This window comes from Okeania hirsuta (assembly GCF_003838195.1).
GTDB classification, from domain to species: domain Bacteria; phylum Cyanobacteriota; class Cyanobacteriia; order Cyanobacteriales; family Microcoleaceae; genus Okeania; species Okeania hirsuta.
On the sequence record NZ_RCBY01000043.1, the window covers coordinates 1 to 25,249 of the forward strand.

At 40.1% G+C, this 25,249-nt stretch carries 17 protein-coding genes and 2 pseudogenes; 14 read left to right on the forward strand and 5 right to left on the reverse strand.

What is annotated here, in order from left to right:
- The coding region (locus tag D5R40_RS09965) for an IS630 family transposase (RefSeq protein ID WP_124154583.1) at positions 1 to 444 on the forward strand (444 nt) is incomplete at its 5' end.
- 133 nt (positions 445 to 577) lie between these two features.
- Here the strand turns inward: D5R40_RS09965 and D5R40_RS09970 are convergent.
- The gene (locus tag D5R40_RS09970; RefSeq protein ID WP_205127629.1) at positions 578 to 8,023 is read right to left on the reverse strand and encodes a LamG domain-containing protein; all 7,446 of its coding nucleotides are present in this window, start codon (positions 8,021 to 8,023) and stop codon (positions 578 to 580) included.
- A 378-nt stretch (positions 8,024 to 8,401) separates the two neighbouring features.
- Between D5R40_RS09970 and D5R40_RS09975 the strand changes: the two genes are divergently transcribed.
- The 7 genes from D5R40_RS09975 (at position 8,402) to D5R40_RS10005 (ending at position 15,646) form a co-directional block, all read left to right on the forward strand.
- On the forward strand, positions 8,402 to 10,000 hold the full coding sequence (locus D5R40_RS09975) for an FAD-dependent oxidoreductase (RefSeq protein WP_124154585.1): 1,599 nt from the start codon (positions 8,402 to 8,404) through the stop codon (positions 9,998 to 10,000).
- A gap of 720 nt (positions 10,001 to 10,720) precedes the next feature.
- Positions 10,721 to 11,221, forward strand: coding sequence for a pentapeptide repeat-containing protein (locus D5R40_RS09980; RefSeq protein WP_161564416.1), 501 nt, complete (start codon positions 10,721 to 10,723; stop codon positions 11,219 to 11,221).
- A 486-nt stretch (positions 11,222 to 11,707) separates the two neighbouring features.
- The gene (locus D5R40_RS09985; protein WP_124144161.1) at positions 11,708 to 13,303 is read left to right on the forward strand and encodes a glycoside hydrolase family 57 protein; all 1,596 of its coding nucleotides are present in this window, start codon (positions 11,708 to 11,710) and stop codon (positions 13,301 to 13,303) included.
- A gap of 597 nt (positions 13,304 to 13,900) precedes the next feature.
- Positions 13,901 to 14,095, forward strand: coding sequence for a glutamine synthetase inactivation factor IF7A (gene gifA / locus D5R40_RS09990; protein ID WP_124144160.1), 195 nt, complete (start codon positions 13,901 to 13,903; stop codon positions 14,093 to 14,095).
- A gap of 71 nt (positions 14,096 to 14,166) precedes the next feature.
- Positions 14,167 to 14,361, forward strand: a complete 195-nt coding sequence (gifA, locus tag D5R40_RS09995) for a glutamine synthetase inactivation factor IF7A (protein WP_124144159.1) — start codon at positions 14,167 to 14,169, stop codon at positions 14,359 to 14,361.
- A gap of 38 nt (positions 14,362 to 14,399) precedes the next feature.
- Positions 14,400 to 14,594 carry a glutamine synthetase inactivation factor IF7A gene (gene gifA / locus D5R40_RS10000; RefSeq protein WP_124154586.1) on the forward strand — a complete coding sequence of 65 codons (195 nt, stop codon included), beginning with the start codon at positions 14,400 to 14,402 and terminating at the stop codon, positions 14,592 to 14,594.
- 752 nt (positions 14,595 to 15,346) lie between these two features.
- The gene (locus D5R40_RS10005) at positions 15,347 to 15,646 is read left to right on the forward strand and encodes a methyltransferase family protein (RefSeq protein ID WP_124154587.1); all 300 of its coding nucleotides are present in this window, start codon (positions 15,347 to 15,349) and stop codon (positions 15,644 to 15,646) included.
- Between the two features lie 66 nt (positions 15,647 to 15,712).
- On the opposite strand, the pseudogene D5R40_RS42515 reads toward D5R40_RS10005, so the two are convergent.
- A pseudogene (locus D5R40_RS42515) lies at positions 15,713 to 16,867 on the reverse strand (RNA-guided endonuclease InsQ/TnpB family protein).
- A 295-nt stretch (positions 16,868 to 17,162) separates the two neighbouring features.
- On the opposite strand from D5R40_RS42515, the gene D5R40_RS10020 reads away from it, so the two are divergent.
- From D5R40_RS10020 to D5R40_RS10040, 6 genes are all read left to right on the forward strand, one after another.
- Positions 17,163 to 17,507 carry a methyltransferase gene (locus tag D5R40_RS10020; RefSeq protein WP_275670317.1) on the forward strand — a complete coding sequence of 115 codons (345 nt, stop codon included), beginning with the start codon at positions 17,163 to 17,165 and terminating at the stop codon, positions 17,505 to 17,507.
- Entirely contained in the window at positions 17,495 to 17,620 is a 126-nt protein-coding gene (locus tag D5R40_RS40910) for a hypothetical protein (protein ID WP_275670316.1), read from the forward strand. The genes D5R40_RS10020 and D5R40_RS40910 overlap by 13 nt, the downstream gene beginning before the upstream one ends.
- 319 nt (positions 17,621 to 17,939) lie before the next feature.
- Complete coding sequence (argJ, locus tag D5R40_RS10025) at positions 17,940 to 19,181, forward strand: bifunctional ornithine acetyltransferase/N-acetylglutamate synthase (RefSeq protein WP_124144155.1); 1,242 nt, start codon at positions 17,940 to 17,942, stop codon at positions 19,179 to 19,181.
- Positions 19,182 to 20,360: 1,179 nt separating this feature from the next.
- A complete protein-coding gene (locus tag D5R40_RS10030; protein ID WP_124144154.1) occupies positions 20,361 to 21,065 on the forward strand; it encodes a DUF928 domain-containing protein in 705 nt (234 codons plus the stop codon).
- 233 nt (positions 21,066 to 21,298) lie between these two features.
- Positions 21,299 to 21,589, forward strand: coding sequence for a glutaredoxin family protein (locus D5R40_RS10035; RefSeq protein ID WP_124144153.1), 291 nt, complete (start codon positions 21,299 to 21,301; stop codon positions 21,587 to 21,589).
- A 262-nt stretch (positions 21,590 to 21,851) separates the two neighbouring features.
- Entirely contained in the window at positions 21,852 to 23,351 is a 1,500-nt protein-coding gene (locus D5R40_RS10040) for a UDP-N-acetylmuramoyl-L-alanyl-D-glutamate--2,6-diaminopimelate ligase (protein ID WP_124144152.1), read from the forward strand.
- A 262-nt stretch (positions 23,352 to 23,613) separates the two neighbouring features.
- Here the strand turns inward: D5R40_RS10040 and D5R40_RS10045 are convergent, their stop codons facing one another.
- The 3 genes and pseudogenes from D5R40_RS10045 to D5R40_RS39400 all read right to left on the reverse strand — a co-directional run bounded on the left by D5R40_RS10045 (position 23,614) and on the right by D5R40_RS39400 (position 25,163).
- Positions 23,614 to 23,856 carry a UPF0175 family protein gene (locus D5R40_RS10045; protein WP_124144151.1) on the reverse strand — a complete coding sequence of 81 codons (243 nt, stop codon included), beginning with the start codon at positions 23,854 to 23,856 and terminating at the stop codon, positions 23,614 to 23,616.
- Positions 23,857 to 23,876: 20 nt separating this feature from the next.
- Entirely contained in the window at positions 23,877 to 24,062 is a 186-nt protein-coding gene (locus tag D5R40_RS37655; protein ID WP_205127307.1) for a hypothetical protein, read from the reverse strand.
- Between the two features lie 48 nt (positions 24,063 to 24,110).
- Positions 24,111 to 25,163 (reverse strand): annotated as a pseudogene (locus D5R40_RS39400) (caspase family protein).
- Between the last annotated feature and the right edge of the window lie 86 nt (positions 25,164 to 25,249).

Below are 25,249 nucleotides of genomic sequence, written 5' to 3' on the forward strand. Positions count from 1 at the left end.
GCGATCGCCAATGTTAACTGGAAATACCAATGGCTATGGTTATACGGCTTTGTGAATCCAAATAATGGTGAAACTTACTACTGGATTTTACCAAAAGTTAATGTAGAGCTTTTTAACCGAGTTTTAGAAGACTTTGCACGAGAATTTCAGTTAGGAGAAGACAAACACATTATCTTAACCATTGACAGAGCTGGATGGCATACAAGTTCTGAGTTAAAGATTCCTTTGGGCTTGCACTTAGAGTATTTACCACCCTACTCGCCTGAATTACAACCAGCAGAAAGGTTATGGCCTCTAATTAATGAACCGATCGCAAATCGTTCATTTACCAGCCTCGAAGAGTTAGAAGAAATTCTGTTTGAGCGTTGTCAAGTTCTTTTAACACAGCAATTTGCAATCAAGGCTATAACCCAGTACCATTGGTGGCCGAAAATTCAGGTTTAATTACTCCGATGCTACCGGATTTGATATGACTCCCTTAGAAAGATCCCAAATGGGTTCTATATTACCGTAGAATAGACCTCCCCCGAAAAAAATAACTCTCCGATTAATAATTGAATGGACAAAGTTATTTCTTCTAAGTGCTAAAATATGCTTTCATATAAGATAATACGGTTATTTTAATACGCGCTAAATCCTTCGCTTCTATACTGTTGAGGTCTTTTGCAGCATTGCTTAGAAAATCGCCCCACCACGGGATATGATGGACCAAAGCATAATTATAATTACCGACTAAGACTTCTGTCACTGCGTTCCCAATATCTTCAGGGCTATAAGGTTCCGTTTTCTCAAGAGCTGTCAATACATCATTGACCAGTTGAATTAAAAGGGCGTTTTGGGGCGCATCAATCACTGAACGTTTCTTTTGAACTGCCGTATCGTCTGGGGTTTGGTTAAAAGCAGGGGGTACCCGGCTAACGTAGGTAACCCGGTGGAATACACGCCAAACATTATTTCCAGAGGCCCTGGCTTGGCGTAGCGCAAAGGCATCGTTGCTATCACTGGTTAGTAACCAATTGGGGTCAATAACAGTATCAAAAAATTCACTAAAGTGGTCGCGATCAGGTGCCAAGTAAAAACTCTTAAAACGATAGGCATCTACTTTCCCCGGCTCTGCTACACCATTATTTTCTGGCTCTGTTTTATCGGGCAACCATTTGGCCAGAAATGCCTCTGTATCGTTTTTTATCGCCAAACCGAAATCACGCCCTTCTGCTTTTTGTTTAGTGACATTGGTTTGAATGTGGCCGCCAAGCAGAGCATTCGTCTCCATATATACGCCAACGCTACTTATCGTTGTGGAAAAACTCGCCGAGATACCAGCCATCCCTTGGAACGAATAGCTACCAGAATGAGATTCCTGCCGACTGACCATGGTTTGCTCCTGCTCGGCAAACAAGCCTCCGCCAGCAGTCCAAACATAGGTATTAACCAAATTACGCTTGCTACGATTATTTTCCCAATCGTATTCGGCATCGGTTTCAGATTGAATGGTGGATTCTGGATCAACGGGATCGCCCTCAGTAAAATGAGTCGTGTCCTGACGGCGTCCCTTTTTACCGGCATCAAACGCCTGATAGTCCGCTTCAATTGATGCCTCATGGGCTTCAATCTGTTGTTCGAGGTCTTGTGCAGCATAGGGTTTGAAGTAACTGCCGCGCTGGATATTTGCCTCGGGATAGTCATCATCGGTTTTGAAACCTTGCATACCATCGAGGGTACCTTGTTTTGTATACAAGGGATTAATGGGAAACAGAATAATATTGAAGTCTTCAGCAATGCGCGGATCGGGTGCCATTTGAATGCCAATCAGCGTATTGGTGCGTTCAAGTCTAAGCGCATAGACATTCGCAACCCCTGATTTCACTAAAGCGTAACCCAAATTGTCCATTAGGTAATGACGCTCTGCATCACTTTCCACTTCAGATTTTGGCTCCCAATTGCCGCCAACTTCAATATAATTGGTTAACGAATATTTTGTGCCAACATCAGTCTGTGCACTTTCAAGAAAGCCTAAACTATATGAAAAATTCGTGTTGACGGAGGGACCTTTGGATTTAAAACCTACTATTTTGGTATTCACGCCAAGTCCAAGTGGCGCAGTTAAAGCTTTTATATTCACGTCTGACTCTAACCCAAAGTTGACCCCAAATGAAGAGTCAAAACCTGTATCTTTTTGCGCACTGTAGCTATAGGTGACATCCTCATCTTCGGTCAGCGTAACTGAGGCCACTCCCATATAGGCTTGGTAGCGAGGAATACTTTTGTAGTATGGGCGGGTCAAGTTCTCACCGGGTACTGGGGGAGGCCCTTCAATATAACCTATTAATGTTGGATTTGATTGCGCTTGACCAATAAACGTTAAGCTGGCATCGCCCACTTTAAACCCTGGCAAAATCGACAATGCTTTTGTTGCACTATTAATGTAGGCATAAAGCCGCCGCAGTACCCCTCGGGTGATCCCGTCTGCATCCACATAAAGTGCGCCATACTCTGAAGCTGAAATGGAGGTTGTGGCAAGTCCCTGTTGTGCGCGGGTGGTGGGGCCATGCAGCAGGTTTTTGATCTGCGGCGCTTCATTTCCGATTGGGCTACTGTATTCACCTTCACCGGGTTGCCACCAAAATAGTGTAAGGTTACTGTTGATCAGCGTAGCGTAATTGCCATAACCACTGCGATCGCTAATAATATTGCCACTGCCAACACTAATGGGCCAGTAACCCATCAGGTTATCTTCATTCCCAGATAATTCTAGGTGCATATTATCATTAATTTCGTCGGCACTACGGGGAACGTTCCATAGCCTTAACTCGTCCATTTGCCCTTGGAATATTTCTGTCGGCCAGCTCTTTGCTGGATCGGGATAACTGCCTACAAATCCAATAGCGAATTGTCTGGTGCCGTAATTGTTGTCTTGAACTTGGTTCGCTAAGATCGGTTGAGTAGCAACTTCCTTGCCATTGAGATAGATCGCAAACTCTGTTGACAGTCGAGAAGTTGTCCACATCGTCACGCTGTCCAGTGTTGCGTCATGTTCGCCCACTGAGTCTTTTAGTGTTGTACCTTGTCCTTCGTTACAGCGCCAGTGGGCTTCCAAACCCTCTTGTAGAGCTGCTGGAGGGGTTGTGTATTGGCTTGGCTGCACAAAATCCGAACTGATATCTCTGGACCACATGCGTAAGTCCGCTATCTTACCGACAAAATATTGTAGCGGCGCATTTGGGTTCTGCGGACTCGGCTCCGCTGCGTTGCTACCGATTGTAATAGGGTTTGTTGTAGGAAGAATTTTAAATGTTTTGTTGTCTGGTAGGTTATCATTAAATTGCTGAATTTCGATGTCTCCAACTACGTTTCTATCAAGGCGAGCCAATGCCAAATGAACTAACAACTTATTTGTGGTCGTCCTACTGGAACTCTCGACCGTTGCAGTATTGGGTTTGTTAGCAGGAGCATTAGGATTTGACTGGGTAAATGTTACCTCGCCAGTTTCATTATTAGAAATGAGCTGAAAACTGAGTCCGAAATAATAGGGCTTGCCTACCTCAATTTGCGTCTGTAAGCTAAAACCAAAACCATTTTTATCACCATCATTATCAATTAACCAGCCCGCAAATGTTAGTTTGCCATTTACAATAGCCAGAGCGTAAGAGTAATTCTGAGCATCGTTATCCCCCTTTGCAACTAGATACTTAGCATTACCTTCTAGATCATCGGCTATAAACCTGCCGTCGATACTCAATACCTGTTCAAATTCAAAATCTTCGCTGTCGTTGACAACTGCCGCCTTCTTATCACCAAATTGCACTGCCTGATTATTTGAACACACAGCAGCTACATGAGTCCAATTATTTTGCATACTTTCCAAAACATCAGCAGTAATATCGGTTTTTGCAAATGATGAACCAGCGCCGCAGAAGAAGAAGGGCTGCCATGGCTTCTCCCATGGTTCGATAGTTATTTCAGACCACAAGTTTATTGTTAGCTCTTTCCCATTGGGAGCAAGGTTTGGCAACTTTGTATCGGTCAAGTTAGAGGGTGTCCAGTAACCGAATAGATAAGCGTTTGGTATAGTTGCCGTAATTGGGTTAGACCAATAAAGTGAGTTAAGTTGATCGTCGGTGAGAAACTCAGACCACAATGCTAGATTAGAAATACTTTGTTTAATATTAGTAAAAGGTATCCGTTTGCCTATCCATCCAATAGTTAATTGCTCTATTATGGTAAAATAATACGTCGTCACATGACCTATGTTGATACTTTTTGAGCTAAATTCAGGATCATCCTTGTGCCGCCAGGAGATTTTCAAGGGATTGGAATTTTTTAAGTCTATTTCCAAGGAGATAAAATACCATCCTGGGGTCAAAGGAACATCCTCCATTATATTAACAGAATGAGAGCCATCAGTAGTCTCCTGAATGATGACCCAAAAAAACTTATTTTCTCCATCTACAGCAAATATCTCGAATCCAAGTGTAATTGATAGTGTATCTGATAATTCCCTTTGTCTTAAGCTAAACAAAGTAACAATAGCTGAAAGAGGTGATCTATCTTGACTACCCATGGGGAAAGGCTGCCACCAGCACGTCAATGTAACTCTATCGTGCGCTCCTAATTCACCTTTTCCAGAAGCTTCTGGAGAATTTTGCGGTATGCTTAGCGCCAGCGCTTTCTCCTCCACCCCAAATCCAACTGTATATTGTGTATCAGTTGCTGGCGCGTTGACGTTTAATAATCTCTGTTTTTCCGATAGCTCTGTTTGTCTAATCCAACTCTCATAAGTAAAATCCCCTGGAATCTGCAACACCTCCTGATTCGGTGTATCGCCCCAAGGAATAATTGCCTGGTTTTTTGTAAAGTCACCCATGGTAGTGGGAGGAGTGGGAACCCAGCCACCAAAATTGCCTGCCTGTGTTTGAATGCCGTTCATCGGCATAATGTGAATGGGGCGACCATCTTCTGGAGGATCATAGGGCATCACCTGAAAGAACACTGATGCTGTTGAATTATTGTTATCAATAGAGAGGTGGCGTGTGAGTTCTTGCTTGGGGCTGGTTTGATAGATACCAGCCATGACATTGCCAGCAACCGAATGCCCAACAATATTAAAAAATGGGGCAAGAGCAGGGGTTTCCTCCACCAACTCCCCTTGACCAATACGTTCGCCTGTATTTGCTGCCACCACAACAAAATGGCGTCGAATGTCTTCTCCGGTGGTTGGCGCTTGGGTGTTGAGATGATTCACAAACTCCGCTGGTGTAGTGGGTACGTCTTCCCATACGCTGGTAGTATCATTCCAACTAATTTCGACGCTGCACGTTGTCAAATCACCTGTAGAAAATTCGACCTTTCCAGTAAAGGTTTCAATTTCAGGGGTATAAACAAAATACAATTGACCACTGGTTGTAGGCAACTTAGCCAGATTTGCGCCGCTCAAGTCAATGCTTGCGTTACCTGCCCCCATTAAACCACGGACAAAGCTCAGGGCATTGGGGTTAAGCTGTTCTATGGTCAAAAGAGGTTTGAAGGAACGAACAATGCCTCCGGAAGACGCTGGTGCCAATTCAACACTAAGGGTTTGACTTTCTTCACCTACCGTAGCAGTGGTAAGCTGTAATGCTGAGGGAAATTCCGCATCACGGGCAACCACCAACAAAATAGGCTGCCCCTCTGTGGGTAACTCAATGGCTTGCCGTGTGCCAGAGTAATCGTAATAGGGGATGTTGCCACGCTGAACATCCGGGTTTAACGGATCATCGCTAGCCAGACCGTTGATTACTTGTGCAAATGTCGGCAATGTGCGCGGGACTGCGGTAAACGATTCGGAATCGGTGAGTGGTGCTGGGGCTTCAAAAGTAACATCTACCAGTTCCTTGTTACCCACAACTGCCGTAACACTGACCACCGGTTTGGGATCTAGTGGATTGATACTTGGCTGGTTTAAATTTGGTCCAGCTTCGTGAGCAAAAAGTTGTACCGTACCTGTTATTTCTTCATCGTTAACTGCTGTCCAATTGAGGCTATATTTCGCACGGGAAACGGTGGTATCGTATTGCAATGCCCCTAATAGAGTTTGCTCCCCTCGCGTCACCCCCATGTACAGATGGACTAAGCCATCGGCACCGCTCAACAAGGTAGGGTGGGTGAATGTGTCGCCCTTGGTAAAATCCAACAATCCCATCCCTGTAGACAGTCCTTTGAATTGGGGGATAACATCTGGACCTTCGGGTGGGTCAACTGGGGCAGTTTTGGTTGTCCAACGTGCCCCGTATACACGACCATTGGCTTCTGATGTAGACGAATCCAATGCGATGGAGGGTCTGTCCTCAAATGCATCGTCAAGTTTCCAGTATCCAATTAACCCAGTTTCAGACTCTGGTGCCGCAAGTTCTCGATACATATTCTCGACAATCTCATCATTAGTGCGCTCTTTCTCCCAAAACCGAACTTCATCCAAGCTTCCAATCCACTTGTTGTTTGGATCTCCAATTTTTTGACCAAGATAAATTGTCCCTTTTGCGTTAAAAACTGGTGATCTCTCACTATTTTCCTCTTTCTGGGTTTTTTTACCACTTTCTATACCGTTAATTAAAAATGAGGCATCGAAAATTGCTTCATTTTTACGATTGTCATAACGAACAAGAAAGTACCGCACGGCAATGTGATGCCATTGATGCAAAGAAGGTGACGGTGCTGCGATCGCGAATTCATAAGTCTTGTCTTGGCTAGTGGTGTTCAAATTTTCTTGGTCATCAGGTTCAATAATAGAAAGGGTTGCTTCGAGTTTGTTTGTATCGGTATTCCAAGAGAGGTTAAATCCAGATTTGTTCTCCTCACCATCAGCTGTTCCTACAGCACGACTGACAATATTACCGCTCGCTCCGTCATTTTTTACCCAACATTCAAATGTAAATTCCTGATTCCTAGTTTCCTGAAACGGGATCTCAACATAGCTATTACCATCAAAATGCAGGGCGGTATTGGCTTCTTTGATTGCTTTTATCTCTAGATAAAGCTCTCCGTTTTCTGCCACTGTTGGAATAATAGGTAAGCCGTTTTCAGCTAGAGAAAAGTCGATCGCCACCAGCCTTTCTGTATCGTCCTCGTCTACCTGAGCTTTAGTCAATAGCATAACCCTGGGACTGGTGATATTAGGTTTGCTCGGATCATCCGACTCTTCTTGTCTTCGGAAATAGATCGACGCTGGTTGACGCCCCATTAATTTTACTTTTTTAGTATCAGTGGGGCTAACCTTCTCCCTTAGACTAAACAGCGGTAGTGCGTAGTCTTTAGTCCGCAAATCCGGCCAACCATCGTTGTTGCGTAAGAAGGAGTAGGCTTGAATTTGGTCATCGCTATTGGCTGTAAAAAACAACCAACGACGGGTACTGCCTTGATCGGAGGGAGTCAGTATTACCGTAAACCAGCCGTTGTGGGGGTTAATCTCTGAAAAAAACATCAGCGGTTCCTGGAAAAACTCCCCATCAAGGTCTTTGTATGAAGGCTTATCCAGGTCATTAGCTGGAGTATCTTTCAACCTGCTTATTTGGTAGCGGGATTCTGTTTTTGGAATCAACAGATTATCAGTTTTTCCACCCTCTTCTTCATCAGGTGTTGGTACTAATAAATACCGGTTTGCATAGAGCAAAGTAGCATCCGATGTGTCTGTATCATTTATTTTCGGTATAGGTATAGCCCGAAATATATAGAGATAGGTATCATCAGAAATAACCACCCAGTTACCCGGCTGTTTAGTATCAACATCCTTCACCGATTCATCATCCAGGGTGATCAGTTGGAGTCCATTACCCCGCACCATGCTTGGAAATTCCAAATCGCGAAAAAGAGTATCATTATTTTCTGTGTCGGCGCTCTCATCATAAATGCTATAAACTAGCTTTTTAGTTACATCATTTTTAGCCCTTTCATTTTTGACCGATACTTCCCCTATTAACAGAGTGCTACCTTTATGAACAATAGTTCGTATTTCTTCAAATTCGTATTTAGATCCAGGTGTAGGTACCATAGCCATTTTATAACTAAAAAAATTTAATAAATCATATAATTATGATAAAATTTTACTCTAAATCATTCTAAAACGAAGCATTAAGAAGCATTATGTAAAGAATCGTATTAAAAATTTATCAAAGGATGTCCGCCTTAGGGGGTGACAAGTACCTCAAAACCATTTTTGAATAAGGGTTTAAAAGATATAAGCGAGGGTGAAAAATTGACTGGTTTTGTGAGAATAATAATTATTTATTCTTGTTGGTGATTTGGGTGAGATTCGCTCACCTACACCAGCAAATAACGTTGATTAATTTTTCTTCCCTCTTGACTTCTGACTCCTGACTCCTTGAAACACCCGTGCGTATTTGTAGCAAAAATTTTAGTATTTCATATTATGTCTACAGAAACAAAAAACTCGAACCAAAATGCAGTAATTATCGGTGGAGGTCCGGCTGGTTTTGCCACTGCAATAATGTTAGCTAAACGTGGTTGGCATCAAATTACAGTATTAGAAAAACGACCTGCTGCTGATTTTTATGAACCTGATAAATCATTCCATTATTTAATAGATGGGCGCGGTCAAAATTTTACTGATTTATTGGGTTTAACTGAAAAATTAGCAAAAATTAGTGTTCCTAATACAGACTTTTACCTAACAGAAATTAAAGCTGATGGTAATCGCAAAACATCAAAATTGCCAATAATAGACCCCAACAGAAAAACTGCTTATTGGTTACAGCGACGAATTTTTTTGCAGTTACTATTTCAAGAGATTGAAGAAAATTGGCAGCATTGTATTACCGTTTTATTCAATACAAAATGTTTAAAAATTGAGCAAAAAAACTCCAAACTACAAATCATTGCTCAAAAAATTATTGAAGAAGGAAGAAAGAAGGAGGAAGAAGGAAGAAGGGAGGATCAAAGAACCGAAAAAGTAGATGGGAACAGTCAACAACCTACTACTTCGTTTCTTATAACCCCAAGCAATTGTCAACACGCTGTAGACGGCGTATTAAAAGAAAAAGATCGTCAAAAAACATATCAATTCGAGCCTCATCTTTTGGTAGGTTGTGATGGTATTAATTCCTTAGTTAGGCAAACTTTAGATAATTGGGATAACTCTGGTACAAATAAGTTTAAAATGCAGTTTTTTCCTTCTGCAAGTTCTGGTTTGAAATACAAAGTTTTAACTATCCAACCAAACTTTCCCATAGAACACAATAGTTCGGAGCGTGCAGTCTCCACAATGGCTTATGCTATCCGTGGAGCATTTTCAGATTCTCAACATTCTGTATCCCTTGGTATTTTACCTTTTGCTCAACCCAACGAACCCAGAACAGCAAATATTATCAGGCCACCAAATCATGAAATCTGGAATTTGCCAGATGGTGAAAAATTGTACGCATTTCTGGAGAAAGCTTTTCCACAGTTGCCAATAAATCAAATAATATTGCCAGAAGAAAGCGATCGCTTTGCTAAAAGTAAGGGTGGGTATTTTCCTATACCTCAATATTGTTCTGGGTTACATTGGTTGTTACCAACAAGGGAGAATGGTGGAGTAGTATTATTGGGAGATGCCATCCATTGTTTTCCACCAGATATTGGACAAGGTGTCAATTCTGCCTTGGAGGATGTGTGTATTCTCGATCAAGCACTTTCTCAAACTAATGATATTATCTCTGATGCTTTGCCATTATTTGAGTCTTTGCGTTCTCCAGATATAAAGCCTTTAATACGTCTAGCTCAAACTGCTTTTCCTTGGCAATATAATCAAAATATTCCTCGAAAAAGACTGTGGACTATCAACTTTTTTATCCGGTTATTGTTGAGTCGGATATTGCCTTTTATTTTTAGTCCTCCTGCTTTTATGATGATTCAAAACCACCAACTTAGTTATGGTGAAATATGGGCGATGGCTCAAAGAACAACTATTTATATATATGTATTTGGGCTAATGTTAATTTTAGGGAGTTTAGCTTGGTTTTTTATATGATATTTAAGCATTCAGCTATTAGCAGTCAGCTATCAGCAATTAATAATGAATAATTACTTCTCAGGTTGGGTCAGAAGGCTTTGACAGTAACTTTTTATTCTTTCCTAAATTTCAAAGGTTGTTTTTACCTTTCCCAACATTAATAGCTGATAGCTAATAACTGACGGCTGTTAGCTCCGCATTCCGCAGGAAATGCTTACCATGATATTGGTTGATTTTAACTGTATATGAAAGTCATAAATTTGATTGAAAAAGATATTTATTAATTAAGCATTCAGCAGTAGGGGTAAACGGCCGTTTACCCCTAAAAATTGTATATAATTTAGTATTTTTCCTAAGTACTGTAATTATAAATGTCGCTCCGGTTAAGATAGCGATCGCTCTTGACACAAGCTTATTCCTAAATACTAAATAAATAATACTGATATAGCAGTCGAAGGAAAGTGCGCGGATATATCGAAAGCTTAAAACTCAGACAAAGCTATATTTTTCCTTCTTATAGCAAGGGTGAAAAAAGAATGCTTAACTTTAGGTGATACTTCAATTATTCTGATGTTTACTTCTCCCCTACTCCCCCACTCCCCTACTCCCCTGCTCAAGAATAATGTGGCAAACATTTATCACACTTGGTATTACTTCCCTCTTCCTTCTTCCTTCTCGCTTGCTATAATAAACTTAGCTATCTAAAGCTTATTTTGTCTTCAAATATTAATGGCTAAAATGAAATTTAAAATATTAATAACAACCCTATTATTTTCCATAGCTTTTGCTACACCTGTAGTTGCATATACAAAGTGGCAAGTACGAATTTTAAAACGTTCAAAAGAATGTTTTTTCTGCAACCTTTCCGATATAAATCTCAGTGATTCTAATTATAAGAAAATGAACGTGACTGGTTCTGTATTAAAAAATGCTAACTTCTCTGGTACAAACCTTGAAAAAGCCAACTTTACCAACACAGATTTAACAGGGGCAAAATTCGAGAGCGCCAACTTACAAGAAGCTAACTTACAAAAGTCTATCCTTAAATCTACTAACTTTTGGGGGGCAAATCTTCAAGAGGCCAATTTACGCGGAGCAGACCTCACAGAAGCCATTTTTTGGAATGCCGATTTAAGAGGAGCAGATTTGCGGGACACTGATATTAGTAATGCTAGCTTCATCGATGCCCAGCTCAACGGTGCAATCTTACCTGATGGCAGCATATATCAATACAAATAGGCTTAATTAAGGTATCAGCTACTAATTGATATTAAAGAAGCACTTCAGCGGTCAGCTTTTTCTGCGGAATGCTGCGCAAACAGCTTTCAGCAGATTTTTTTGAGATGCCTTTGTTTGTGGAGCATTCCGGAACGGAAAGGAGATTTCAACTCCTCCGAGGGCCATCCGGTTGCTCAGAAGCCGGGGATTTTTACCCAGAGCGTTAACGAAGTCAGAGATCAGAACTCAGAAGTCAAAAGTCAGAAGTTAACCCACCCCTCGCCCCTCCCCCTCCCAGGAGGGGAAGTAGGGGACTTGAGCTTCGCTCCAAAAATATTTCGCCAATCAAGGCAGGGTGGCGCGACCCAATTATTTTGATAAAAGCTGATAGCTGATAGCTAAAAGCTGATAGCTAGTTAACTTTTGTACCCTTTACCCTTACAATCTTGAAACATTGTAAATATTTTCAATTTTAACTCGCCCTTTTATTAATTACCCTTAAAAACTATGGCTATTGGCTACCTCGCCTTTGTTCTTCATGCCCATCTACCTTTTGTCAGACATCCAGAAAGTGATTATGTCCTAGAAGAAGAGTGGCTCTTTGAAGCAATAACCGAAACTTATGTCCCTCTAATACAAATGTTTGAGGGATTAAAACGAGATGGTGTGGACTTTAAAATTACTATGAGTCTCACACCACCTTTGGTGTCTATGCTACGAGACCCACTATTACAAGAACGCTATGAACACCATTTAAGCTTACTTGAAGAATTAGCAGAAAAAGAATATGACCACAATCTCCATAACGGTCATATCCGCTACCTTGCAGAACATTACGCCACCCACTTCAATAATGTTCGAGAACTCTGGGAACGTTACGACTGCGACTTAATTTCTGCATTTAAACAGTTTCAAGACAGCAATAACCTAGAAATTATGACCTGTGGGGCCACTCATGGTTACTTTCCACTAATGAAAATGTATCCGGAGGCAGTCTGGGCACAAATAGAGGTTGCTTGTCAAGATTATGAAGCAAATTTTGGCCGTCGTCCCAGAGGGATTTGGGTGCCAGAATGTGCCTATTATGAAGGTCTGGAGCGAATGTTGGCAGATGCTGGGATACGTTACTTTTTAACAGATAGCCACGGCGTACTCTATGCTCGACCACGGCCTAGATTTGGTAGTTATGCTCCTATATTTACAGAAACAGGAGTAGCTGTTTTTTCCAGAGACCATGAATCTTCTCAACAGGTTTGGTCTTCCCAAGTAGGATATCCAGGAGACACAGAATATCGAGAGTTTTATAAAGATTTAGGTTGGGAAGCAGAATATGAATATATAAAGCCTTATATTATGCCTAATGGCCAGAGGAAGAATACTGGTATTAAATATCATAAAATTACAGGTCGTGGCTTGGGATTAGGAGATAAACAACTTTACGACCCGTACTGGGCCAGGGAAAAAGCTGCGGAACACGCTGGCAATTTTATGTTTAATCGGGAACGCCAGGTTGAGCATTTATACCATATTATGGAGCAACTCCCGATTATTGTTTCTCCTTACGATGCTGAGTTGTTTGGTCACTGGTGGTATGAAGGACCTTGGTTTTTGGATTTCCTCTTCCGTAAAACTTGGTATGACCAAAGTACTTATCGGATGACTCATTTAGCAGATTATTTGCAGAAACACCCAGAACATCAAGTTTGTCTTCCAGCACAGTCTAGTTGGGGATATAAGGGTTTTCATGAATATTGGCTCAATAATACTAACTCTTGGATTTATCCTCATCTACATACTACTGCAGAGCGAATGATTGAGTTGGCGGGACGAACACCAGCAGATGAGTTGGAGTTGCGGGCATTAAATCAAGCTGCCAGAGAACTTTTGCTGGCTCAATCTTCTGATTGGGCTTTTATTATGAGTACGGGGACTATGGTTTCTTATGCTGTGCGGAGAACAAGGTCCCATTTGATGCGTTTTAATAAGCTCTATGAAGATATTCTACAGGGAAAGATTGATTCAGGTTGGTTGGAAAAGCTGGAGGTGATCGACAATATCTTTCCTCAAATCAACTATCGAGTGTACAAACCACTTTTTCAGTAGTTAAAAGAGGGAGTAGGAAGTAGGGAGTAGGGAACCCACCCCTCGCCCCTCCCCCTCCCAGGAGGGGAAATAATTGATGATTTATGTGGGATAATTTATTTTCTTTTTTATGACAGCGGTTTTCATTTGGGTAGACCACAGTAGGGACGTTCCTATGGTTAGTCCCTACAAGGTTTTGTTTGTGAAGATGTGGTTCATAAATTAGCAAAAGCGCTGTATTGGAGATTTCTAGCGATCGAAAAACTTTCCCCCTTCTCACCTTTCCTTCTATAGCAATGAGCGCTGGTATATTTACAAATTGCAGGAGAGGCCAAATAGCTAAAAGTCTTATATGATCAGCAATTTATTCCCCCAGATGAGCTCTTGCCAGATGAGCTGTTGCCTGCGCACAGCGCTATACCTTATTGCGCCAGAACGCTACATATATAAGTTTAATATATTGCAACTCTACATATAGCGTTTAGAATTAATAAAAATAAAGATTTGTAAATAATTAGCATTTTGTAGCAAAAGTTACAGAATTTTTAGTTAATATAAAAATGTAAGGGAAAAAAGCTTCCCAAACATAAGTTCAATAATTAGGGGAGAAAATCAAATATGTTTACTGAAACTCAAACACGCTCTTTAATGGTACGTCACCACCACTTAGTAAAAAATCGTCAACAGTCAATGCTAAACAGAGTAGCTGTAGAAGTGGGCTTAGAAAATAGTAACTATTGGGGCCACATTCAAGGAAAAGTACAGCCTAGCTTTAGGAAAAATTATGAGCGTGGTCATGCTTCAATGAGCTAATTTATTTTCTTTCTTGCCATCATCATTAATCTTTAACAAACAACAGTTAATCAAACAGGAGAATTAAAAATATGTCGGTAGAAAATCAAGCACGCTCTTTAATGATCCGTCATCATAACCTAGTGAAAAATCGTCAACAGTCAATGCTGAACCGCACCGCCACAGAAGTGGGCGTGGAAGCAGATAATTACTGGGGAAATATTCAAGGAAAACCTCATCCTAGTTTTGTCACTACTTATGACCGTAGTCATGCTTCTATGAGCTAGAGTGAAAATCAAAAGTCAGCAACAGGAGAATGAAAAATATGTATGTAGAAAATCAAGCTCGTGCTTTAATGATCCGTCATCACAACCTAGTGAAAAATCGTCAACAGTCAATGCTGAACCGCACCGCCACAGAAGTGGGCGTGGAAGCAGATAATTACTGGGGAAATATTCAAGGAAAACCTCATCCTAGTTTTGTCACTACTTATGACCGTAGTCATGCTTCTATGAGTTAAAAATATTTTCCTAATAATTGAGTGATATCATGTTTGGTAGCATCGGTCTTGTATAGCAAAAGTAAGGAAGAAGAAAGAAAAAAGAAGGAAAATCTTAAATATGGTAGATATTTCCTCAACTTTTACACCAACGATACCAATAGACATGATATGATTTTTTTGACTCATTAGTCGCAACTTAACTACTGTAGTTAAGTTGCGACTAAATTTTTTCTCTAATATAGTAGATCTTTCCCCAGCTTTTACAAACAGGACTTATATCATGTCAGGATAATTAGCGATCGAAAAACTTTCTCCTTTTACTCCTCTTTTTTCTTGCTTCTTTCTTCTTGATTCCCTCCTGACTCCTGAGGATTCCATCGTTTATTTATAAGTATTCAACCAGGCATGGTATTACTTACCCAAACAAGAAACCGGGTTGATTTCCCAGATTATTGTCTTTCAAATCAGGAAATGTGTGGATAATATCAAATCTGGTAGCATCGGTGTTATTCAGTATTAAATATGTAGGGGCGAATGGTATTCGCCCTATATTGTAGGGATGCCATTCGGAGCTTTGCGGAGCGCAAATGGCCATTCGCCCTTACCCATTGTATGACGATCGACTGAATTATATTACTCCGAAGCCAACAGATTTGATATAAACCCGGTTTCTGCGTAAGTTCTAACACAAACTATACTAATGGACATGAGATGAGATCATCTTGTAAAATAGTTTATATTCACTCACTATCTGTTAGTATATATTTTCAATGCCATCTCCAACAACTCTACTAGAAGCAATTCGAGGTTACCGTATTTCACAGTGTATTTATATTGCTGCAAAACTCGGGATTGCCGATCTGCTCAAAGACGGAGAACAACACTCTGATGCCTTGGCCAGTGCCACTAATACCAACAAAGATGCAATTTATCGACTGTTACGAGCTTTAGCCAGTGTCGGCATTTTTGCAGAAACTCAGCCCCACTATTTTCAGCTAACTCCACTAGCAGCATATTTGCAAAGTGATGTTCCTAACTGCTCTATAAAACTTATACAAAGCGTCACATAAAGTGACAACTTGATGTTTACTTCCTGTTTCTACTGAGGCCGTCGGCGGTTACTCATCCACAGGCATTCATGCACAGGCATTCACGGTCGAGCCGACCGCATCTCTTGAGTGTGTCTTGCATTCTGAGGTTTCCTCGCCAATTAGCACTCGCTTTCTTAAATTTATACTGGCGTTTAAATCTCTATCTATTGACAACCCACAATCTGGGCAGTTATAAGTTCTCAGGTTTAATGGCAGATCTTGGACGTGACCGCAGTTAGAACAAGTTTTTGATGATGGAAAGAATCTATCAACTACTACTAACTTAGAGCCGTACCATTGGCATTTATACTTAAGCTGTCTCCGAAATTCATAAAATCACTATCTGCTAACTGATTTTCGCTAACTTATGGTTAGCTAACATACCCTTGACGTTTAAATCTTCTATGACAACACTGCCGTGGTTTTTGGCTAAATATGTTGTCAGTTTATGAAGTGCGTCTTTACGGATGTTTGCTACTTTTCTATGCAACCTGGCTATCTTCCGTTGTGCCGCCCTCCAGTTAGCAGAGCCTACCTCTTTATGACGATTTAGGTATTGCAGTCGAGATAACTTAGCTTCAAATTTATGATACGATCTCACACTCTCAAATACTTTTCCATCACTTAATGTCGCTAAGGTTTTCACACCTAAATCTACACCTACTACATCAGTTTTTTTGGGTGTAGTGTGAGAACGAAATTCATAGCTACAACTGAGATACCAATCCGAAGCTTGTCTGCTAATAGTGATTTTTTTAGTTGTTGCCTCAATGGGTTCATAAGTTTTGACCATACCAATAAAAGGTAATTTATGATTCCATCCATTTAGTTCTATTGGTTTTCCAGAATTATCAATTGTGTTTGCGTAGCATTCCGAAGGAAAAGAATCAGACCTACCCTTCTTTTTAAACTTTGGGTATTTTCCTAATCCTTTAAAGAACCTTTTAAATGCTTCACCTAAGTTTCGGAAAGCATATTGGTAAACTTTAGATGACAAGTTTTCATCCAGGGATATAAAGGCTTTGTGTGGTTAGTAAAAACCTCTCTAATTATACGAATGTTTGGCTTGTAACCATCAATATATGCAGCATTCCATAAACTTAAACCCCAATTATAACAGAAACGTGAGTAGCCTAAGTGTTGAGCCATCAGAGTTTTCTGCTTGTTATTAAGTTTGAGCTTGGTTCTAATAGATTTCATTTACTTCTAAACACAGCCTATCTAATAGTACGGTTTATCATTTTCTTTGTGGGTTTAATACCCCACCGTCTACACGGTGTTCAAAATTACTTGGGGGAGCGAATCCCCATGTAATTTTCCTCCTGTCTCCTGTCTCCTGTCTCCTGTCTCCTTCTTCAAAACTTATTATATCGTTATTCTTTGATTAAGTCAATGCTCCTTAAAAACCTATGCAATCATGTTAGGAGAAGAACATTATCAAGTCTGGGGGAGTATAATGTATAGCATATAGACAGGAGATAACGCTTTGGAGAACTTGTATGGGATGAATTTTTACGAGTTCTTCAAGCAAAACTCTGCCTCAGCAAAAACTTTCGATCAGGCGATGACAGATCTTTCAGGAGTTGTAAATGTTAGTATCTTAGCTGCTTACAATTTTTCATCTATTGGTAAATTGGTTGATGTGGGTGGTGGTAATGGCAAACTGCTATCTTCTATTCTTGAAGCTTATCCTACTATGACTGGGGTGTTGTTCGATCAACCGGATGTGATTGAGAGAACCTCTTATTTACTCGAAACAATAGGAGTGAGCAATAGCCTTCAACTAGCAAAAGGTGATTTCTTTAAGGCAGTCCCAGTAGTCGGAAAATGGCTGGTTTAATGGGAGTTTCCGAGCAGATTGTAGAAGAAATTGAGGCAGTAATTATTGAAGAACAGAAACTTAAGGATAAACGAAATGCTCTAGTTTATGATAGCAAGGTCTTGTGGGAGTAGCCACAAATATTAGGATTGATGGAATATCTCAAACAAGAAAATATCAATAGGACTTATGCAGTAGAACGTATTTCCGTAATTGCGACCCTATGGGTTTGCGGAGCAGTCGGGAACGGAAAGCAATCTCAAACGCTTCTGTTTCGTGCCTCGTGCGTAAGTCCCGATCTATAATAATTTTGAGATATCCATCAAAGGAAGTTGCAACTGATTTTTTGATCTTCAAATGAAAATCTAGATTTATGATGAAGTTTAGTCTGTAATACCCCCCAAATAATTTATAATTACCAGTCAGCACAATTATCAAATCAAGGAAAGAAAAATGTCAGACTGGCAAGTAATAACTGGCGGAGTAACAGCTCCCAAAGGATATCGGGCAACAGGAGTTACTGCGGGGTTAAAACCCTCTGGAGCACCAGACTTGGCCTTGATTTTATCAGATGTAGATGCGATCGCAGCTGGAGTCTTCACGACAAGTCAAGTACGAGCTGCTTGTGTGGACTACTGTCGGCAACAGCTAGAAGCTAAACCAAGTGCTAGAGCAATTTTGTGTAATGCTGGGCAAGCAAATGCTGTGACTGGAAGTTTAGGTTGGCAGGATGCTGTGGAAAGCGCGGAAGTATTGGGGAAAACACTCAATATTTCTCCAGAGTCAATATTACTAGCTTCTACAGGAGTTATTGGCAAACGAATTAAAATGGATGCTCTCAAAGCAGCAATTCCCCAGTTAGTCTCTACAGTTTCCACCGAAGGGGGAGAGGCAGCAGCTAAAGCTATTGTTACTACAGACTTAGTCACAAAGTCAATTGCTCTGGAAACTCAAATGGGCGATCGCCCGGTGCGTATTGGTGGTATTGCTAAAGGTTCTGGCATGATCCATCCGAATATGGCAACAATGCTGTCATTTGTAACTTGTGATGCAGCAGTTTCTCCTCCATTATGGCAAGAGATGTTAACTAGAGCAGTTAATCGTAGTTTTAATCAAATTACTGTTGATGGGGATACGAGTACCAATGATACAGTAATTGCTTTGGCAAATGGTCAATCTCGCACCTCTGCTATTACTAATGCGGGGGTGGAGGCGGAAAAGTTGGAGGCGATGTTGACAGAAGTTTGTGTATATTTTGCAAAAGCGATCGCTCGTGATGGAGAGGGTGCCACTTGTCTGATGGAAGTTCAGGTTACAGGAACATCTGATGAAGCATCTGCGAATAAAATTGCTAAGACTATTGCCGGATCTTCTCTGGTAAAATCAGCTATTTTTGGTCGCGACCCCAACTGGGGAAGAATTGCTGGAGCTGCTGGTCGCGCTGGAGTCAAGTTTGAGCAGGAGCAGTTACAGATAAAGTTGGGAGACTTTTTGATGATGGAAAACGGTCAACCTTTAGATTTTGACCGAGCTGCTGCTAGCGAGTATTTGAAACAGAGAGCAGCGGGAGAATATTTGAAGGATGATACTGTGTTAATTTCTGTCAAAGTTGGCGATGGTGGTGGTAGTGGGAAAGCTTGGGGATGTGACCTGAGTTATGATTATGTGAAAATTAACGCTGAGTACACTACCTGATAATTAATCAGGACTTACGCAAATTGACTTTTAAAGCACCATCTGTAGGGGCGTTAACGATAGTTATGCGAAGCAAATGGTATTTGTGCTCCGCAAAGCTCTGAATGGCACCCTCACTGGATTTAGTGTCCGTGCGTAAGTCCTGTAATATTATTAGACATCTCCAGAAAAGAGGGAATAGGGAATAGGGAATAGGTATGGAGGGGGAAATAACTGATAATTTATGTACGATAATTGATTTTTTTTTTGATTTTTGGAGATGTCTATTGCTGAAAAAATATGTAAGCATTCAGCTATTAATATCATGTCTGGTTAAACAGTGATAAATAAATAACTACGGAGTCCTCAGGAGGACCGAGTCAGGAGTCAGGAGGAAAGAGGTAATAAAGAAGAACAACAGGAGAAGAAGGAGAAAGTTTTTTTATAACTAATTATCCGGACATGATATAACTCTCAGCTATAAGCTTTTTAATGAATGAAGCAAGCATTCGTTTAATTTTTACTACATTCTCAAACAAAGATTCGTACTCTAAAGCTTTGATAAAATTGCTTTTTTCTCCTTTAAAGATAATAAAGCTGATAGCTGACTGCTGAATGCTTACACAAATATGATGAGATGCGATGGCTTTTTGAGTTGTTTTGAGGAGCGATCGCCACCAACAATATCTTTATCTCCAACAAGTAGATAAGTTCCTGATTAAAGTGATGTATATATAAGACTCTATTTATGGGTAAGAATAGCTTATGCAAGACGGGAAAGTTACAGGAAAGTTAGCCTATAATATTGTAGTAAAGCTTAAGATACCTTTTAATAGATGGTAATTCATGTATTGAAAATCATCAAATTTATTTAAACCCATTAATTGGTAGAATGTAATGATAGTCTTAACATTTTTTAACTATTGAAATAATATGAATTTATGAAAATCATTTGTATTGAGAAAAGGGAAATAGTATAGTTAACTATAGCAACCCTATTTTATTCGTGTCAAAAATCTTACTGCTTTTTAGGGAACACTTAACTGGGAACACTTAACTGGCAAGAGTTTCATCTTTTTTATTTACTTTTTGATTTGTCACGACCTATTTAGGATTGCTATAACTATGTTTGATATAATTTCTGTTCAACTAAGAATAAATACTCATAAAAATTGTAATTAAATTATATTAACGAGAATTATGATCAATCAAAAATTAAACCTGGTGTTATTTTTCTTAGCATTAACAATAACAACGCCTTTACATTTACCAAGAGTAATAGCAGAAACTACTCAAGTACAAAATAATTCTAATGAGAATTGGGAAAAAGCTTTTGAAGATTTCTTTAATCAATCAGATGAAGACCCACCAGTAAAACAGAAGGAGGGTACTTCTAGAGGTGGCCTATGTTTAGTTTCTCCTGGTCTAATAGAGGTAGAAGGAAAAATTTGGAATACTCGCCCTATATTTATTTGGCAAGGACCATTAAACACAATTGAGATTCATCCCTCTAATAACAAGGAGGTTTTGTGGACTTTTGACATTCAAGAAAATGAAGAAATAGTTGATTATACTGGGGAAGAATTAGAACCTGGTAATACTTATCGTTGGAGAATATTTGATAGTACAGGTTCTATTGCTGGTATGCAACAAAGAACTTTTAGCATTATGGATGTAGAAGAACATGAAGCTATTACTCAAGATTTAGCCAAACTCGATCTAGATTTAAACAAACAAGGAGCTACAGAAGAAGCGATCGCTCTTGCTAGAGTTAAATTTTTTGCTGAACGTAATTTATGGTCTGACGCTTTATCAGAAGTATTTAAAGTTAAGAAACCTTCTATAGAATTACAAACTTTTCGTAGCAATATTTTGCAGCGTCTCTGTGAAGGGGAGCAAAATTAAATCCATTGAAGAAGGAGGAAGGAAGAAGGAAGAAGGAAGAAGGAAGAGGGAAGAAGCAAGAATCTTGTGTTGTCTGAGTTTAAAGCTTCACTCCCCTACTCCCCCACTCCCTTACTCCCTCACTCCCTCACTCCCCCACTCCCTGACTCCCCCACTCCCCTACTCCCCTACTCCCAACTATATAATAAGTATTCAAGCAGATTTGATATAAACCAAAGAATTTAATTTAAACCATGAACCTAATTTTATACAGTAAACCAGGTTGCCATCTTTGCGAAGGACTCCAAGAAAAACTCGAAGAAATACTGAAAGACCCTGAAAACCCCTGTAAATTCTACCTAGAGATTAGAGACATTACCACCCGGGATGATTGGTTTGCGGCTTATCAATATGAAGTACCCGTGCTTTCCGTCTGTGAAGCGGATACCACAACTGAACAATTCATACCACGTCCCTCTCCCAGAATATCAGTGAGAAAATTGCAGCAAATGTTACAAAAATATTTTTCAACAATTAATAATTAATAATTAATAATTAATTATTACCTCTTCTTTTCAAGGAGAGGATTTACTAAAAGGAAAATTTTTTCTTCTCTTGGTCGATTGGATATAGCGAGGATGCCTTGCCATCCCACCCTACGGGAAGCTGCGCTAACGACCGCTTTTTTCTCCTTTAAATGAGACGCTTTAAACCTTAATTATTCGGTAAACTTGTAGTAAGGATAACCAAAAAATCCTGCTGGTAAAAAGCTCTAAATCTTAGCAAAAAACGATAGGAGTTCCTAACATGAAATTGAGAGAATTATTAGCAAAAGTTCCCAGTATTTCCCTTGCCAATAATCATCCTGCATTAGAGACAGAAATCAAAGGTTTAGCCACAAATTCCCATGCTTGTCAGACAGGAGATTTATTCTTAGGAATGCCAGGTACTCGTGTCGATGGAGGAGAATTTTGGGAAAGCGCGATCGCAAATGGTGCAGTAGCAGCTCTAGTCTCTCAACAAGCAGCTCAAAAACACCAACCAAAAAATGAATGTGTTATCCCAGTTGCTGACATGACTCAAACTTGTCCAGAAGTTGCTACAGCATTCTATGACTATCCAGGGCAAAAAATGAAGATGGTAGGTATTACTGGCACCAACGGCAAAACAACCACCACCCACTTAGTAGAATTTCTCCTCAATAACGCTCAATTACCAACTGCTTTATTCGGCACTCTCTACTCTCGTTGGCCTGGTTTTGAGGAAACAGCAGCTTACACCACACCTTTTCCAGTGGAATTGCAAAAACAACTGGCGCAAGCAGTAGCAGCAGGTAGCAAATATGGAGTTATGGAAGTTAGTTCCCACTCTCTACATCAAAAGCGAGTTTGGGGTTGTAGTTTTGAGATGGCAGTATTTACCAATTTGACTCAAGACCATCTCGACTATCACAAAGATATGGATGATTACTTTGAGGCAAAAGCGTTGTTGTTTAGCTCAGACTATCTCAAGGGTCGCGCTATAGTTAACGCTGACGACCCCTACGGTAAAAAGTTAATCGCTAGAATGAAACCGGAACAAGTTTGGAGCTATAGCACGAGCAACACTTCCGCCGATTTTTGGGCTTCAGACTTGGAATATCAACCCACCGGAGTTAAAGGAATTCTGCATACTCCCCAAGGTGAAATTCCTTTTAGTTTGCCACTGGTAGGACAGTATAATTTATCTAATATGTTGGCAGCAGTGGGAACAGCTTTACATTTGGGTCTAGATTTGGCGATGGTGGTTGCTCACTTATCAGAATTTCCTGGGGTTCCTGGTCGGATGGAAAAGGTGCAGGTTAGTAATGAGCAAGATGTCAGCGTCATAGTTGACTATGCTCATACTCCCGATAGCTTAGAGAATTTATTAAAAGCAGCACGACCTTTTATTCCCGGTCGGATGATTTGTGTATTTGGTTGTGGAGGCGATCGCGACCGTACTAAGAGGCCAAAAATGGGTAAAATAGCTGCCGAATTATCAGATTTAGCTGTAGTGACATCTGACAACCCCCGCACTGAAGACCCAGAAAAAATATTACAGGATATTTTAGAGGGAATATCTCCAGAAATTAAGCCTTTAGTAATAGGCGATCGCTCCCAAGCTATTCGTACTGCCATTATGGAAGCAAAACCTGGAGATGGGGTATTAATAGCAGGAAAAGGTCACGAAGATTATCAAATTTTGGGAACAGAGAAAATCCATTTTGATGACCGGGAGCAAGCAAGAGATGCTTTGAAAGATAAGTATGGTTTAAGTCAAAAGTAAAGTAGACCTGGGTTGGGTTTTGCGCTTCGCTTAGAGGTTGTCTGAGAAGTTTTATTTGCTACATCAAAGCCCCCTAAATCCCCCAATGCGAGGGGGACTTTTAGAAGCACATTGACTCTTGTTCCCCCCAGAATTGGGGGGCTAGGGGGGCAAAATTTGGTTCTGGTCTACGCCCCCTAAATCCCCCTCGCATTGGGGGACTTTGACCAGCTAATGAATTTTTATTCCCCCCAGAATTGGGGGGTTAGGGGGGCAAAATTCATCACCAGCCTTCTGTTTGTAAGGTTTTGAGGTCTTCCTGAAATTCGGCTACGTCGTAATGGACACAAATTCCACGATCGCTAATTAATTTCTGAAATTGCATTCGGTGTATTCCCAATAATTCACTGGTTTTACCTAAGCTGATTTTTTCTTGTTGAAAAAGCATAATCACAATTTCTACTAATACTTCATCTTCTGACAAGCCACTTGCTTGTACAATTTGATCTGATATTAATAAACTCATTTTATCCGGACATGATTTTACTAGCTTCGTTTTGAGCCAATATCACCAATATTTATCTCTCCAATAGTGCCAGAAAAGTCAATTTTATCGCCCATATTAATATCGCGTCCAGCAGTATTAATATCTCGCCCCGCTCGAATATTCTCCTGAACTTCTGACTGAATCTCTTCCCACCCACCATCCGGTAAACCTTTACCCCCACACAATAACGCTACCGGAAAATCATCTATTTGGGAGAAGTCAAAAATAGGGGTTTACTTTTTACCTAATTGTCGAGCACTTTCAGGAACAGTTTTTCCCACATAATTCATTAAATTAGAAACCGTGACAAATTTATCTCCTGGTTTATTGTTTGCACCATTTAATGCTTCCAAAAAATGTTGTGTGTAGATGCTCATTTCTTCTTGATAATAAGATTTTTCTTCTCCTGTGGATGAGGTAAAAACTGCTCGCCCTGTTCCTGTTTTTAATTCATCTATTAAGTTTTCTGGGAGGGCGGTTTGACTGAAGTTTTCCGGTAATTCTAGTTCCTCTGTTTCTTTGGCAGTTGCCATTCCTTGGGCGTGACAACTATCTATAATTACTAATAGTTTTTGGGCGGATATTTGCTGGATGGCGTTATTAAATTATGTTGCTGGCAATGCTGTTTTTTGTCGTTTTACAGGACTGGTGTCGTGGGGGATTAAATAATAGTTTTGAGTTGATTTATCTAGCCAACCATGACCCGAATAATAGACTAATATTGTGGCATCTGGGTCGTTTTTTGCTTGTTGTTGGAGCCATTTTAAATTCTCTAAAATGTTTTGTTTTGTTGCTTGTTCATTGCAGAGTACCCGGAGATAATTTTCATTGTCAATGTAACCACATAAGTCTGGTTTTGTGAGGAATGATTTGATGGCTTGAACGTCTTTAACCGTGACAGGAAGTGACCAGTTGGAGTATTTGCATTTGCCGACTCCTATTAGTAGGGCGTAGTGAGAAAGTGGATTAAACATGGGTATTTTTGTGTAGTATTGAAGGCGTTGTTGGATGGTTTGAATAATTTCAATAATTTTATCTAGACTTGCTTTATAAAAGCTATCACTCTGTAGTTTTTTATTCAACTCAATAATTGTATTTTCAGTTCCGAGACAATCTAGAGCATATGCTGCATCCCAACGCACATGATTATCTGAGCTTTTTAGGAGTTGAATCAACCCAGGAATTACAGAAGGTGAGTCGATGTCCAAAAGAATATCCACTGCCCTATAGTAAATATCTGGATCGGTATCTTCATCTTCTAAAAGTTCAATGAACATAGGAATCATTACTTTATTTAAACTTGTAATAGCTGCTTCTGAAACTATTTTCTTTGAAGCATCCGCTACTGTAAACAATAAATCTGTATCATATT

What these genes read in the sequence shown, in the direction of transcription:
- D5R40_RS10030 (WP_124144154.1), top strand. Translation starts at nt 20,361, where the DNA reads ATGATCAATCAAAAATTAAACCTGGTGTTATTTTTCTTAGCATTAACA.
- D5R40_RS10040 (WP_124144152.1), top strand. Translation starts at nt 21,852, where the DNA reads ATGAAATTGAGAGAATTATTAGCAAAAGTTCCCAGTATTTCCCTTGCC.
- D5R40_RS09985 (WP_124144161.1), top strand. Translation starts at nt 11,708, where the DNA reads ATGGCTATTGGCTACCTCGCCTTTGTTCTTCATGCCCATCTACCTTTT.
- D5R40_RS10045 (WP_124144151.1), bottom strand. Translation starts at nt 23,856, where the DNA reads ATGAGTTTATTAATATCAGATCAAATTGTACAAGCAAGTGGCTTGTCA.
- gifA (WP_124144159.1), top strand. Translation starts at nt 14,167, where the DNA reads ATGTCGGTAGAAAATCAAGCACGCTCTTTAATGATCCGTCATCATAAC.
- D5R40_RS10005 (WP_124154587.1), top strand. Translation starts at nt 15,347, where the DNA reads ATGCCATCTCCAACAACTCTACTAGAAGCAATTCGAGGTTACCGTATT.
- gifA (WP_124154586.1), top strand. Translation starts at nt 14,400, where the DNA reads ATGTATGTAGAAAATCAAGCTCGTGCTTTAATGATCCGTCATCACAAC.
- D5R40_RS40910 (WP_275670316.1), top strand. Translation starts at nt 17,495, where the DNA reads ATGGCTGGTTTAATGGGAGTTTCCGAGCAGATTGTAGAAGAAATTGAG.
- D5R40_RS09975 (WP_124154585.1), top strand. Translation starts at nt 8,402, where the DNA reads ATGTCTACAGAAACAAAAAACTCGAACCAAAATGCAGTAATTATCGGT.
- D5R40_RS10035 (WP_124144153.1), top strand. Translation starts at nt 21,299, where the DNA reads ATGAACCTAATTTTATACAGTAAACCAGGTTGCCATCTTTGCGAAGGA.
- D5R40_RS09980 (WP_161564416.1), top strand. Translation starts at nt 10,721, where the DNA reads ATGAAATTTAAAATATTAATAACAACCCTATTATTTTCCATAGCTTTT.
- argJ (WP_124144155.1), top strand. Translation starts at nt 17,940, where the DNA reads ATGTCAGACTGGCAAGTAATAACTGGCGGAGTAACAGCTCCCAAAGGA.
- gifA (WP_124144160.1), top strand. Translation starts at nt 13,901, where the DNA reads ATGTTTACTGAAACTCAAACACGCTCTTTAATGGTACGTCACCACCAC.
- D5R40_RS09970 (WP_205127629.1), bottom strand. Translation starts at nt 8,023, where the DNA reads ATGGTACCTACACCTGGATCTAAATACGAATTTGAAGAAATACGAACT.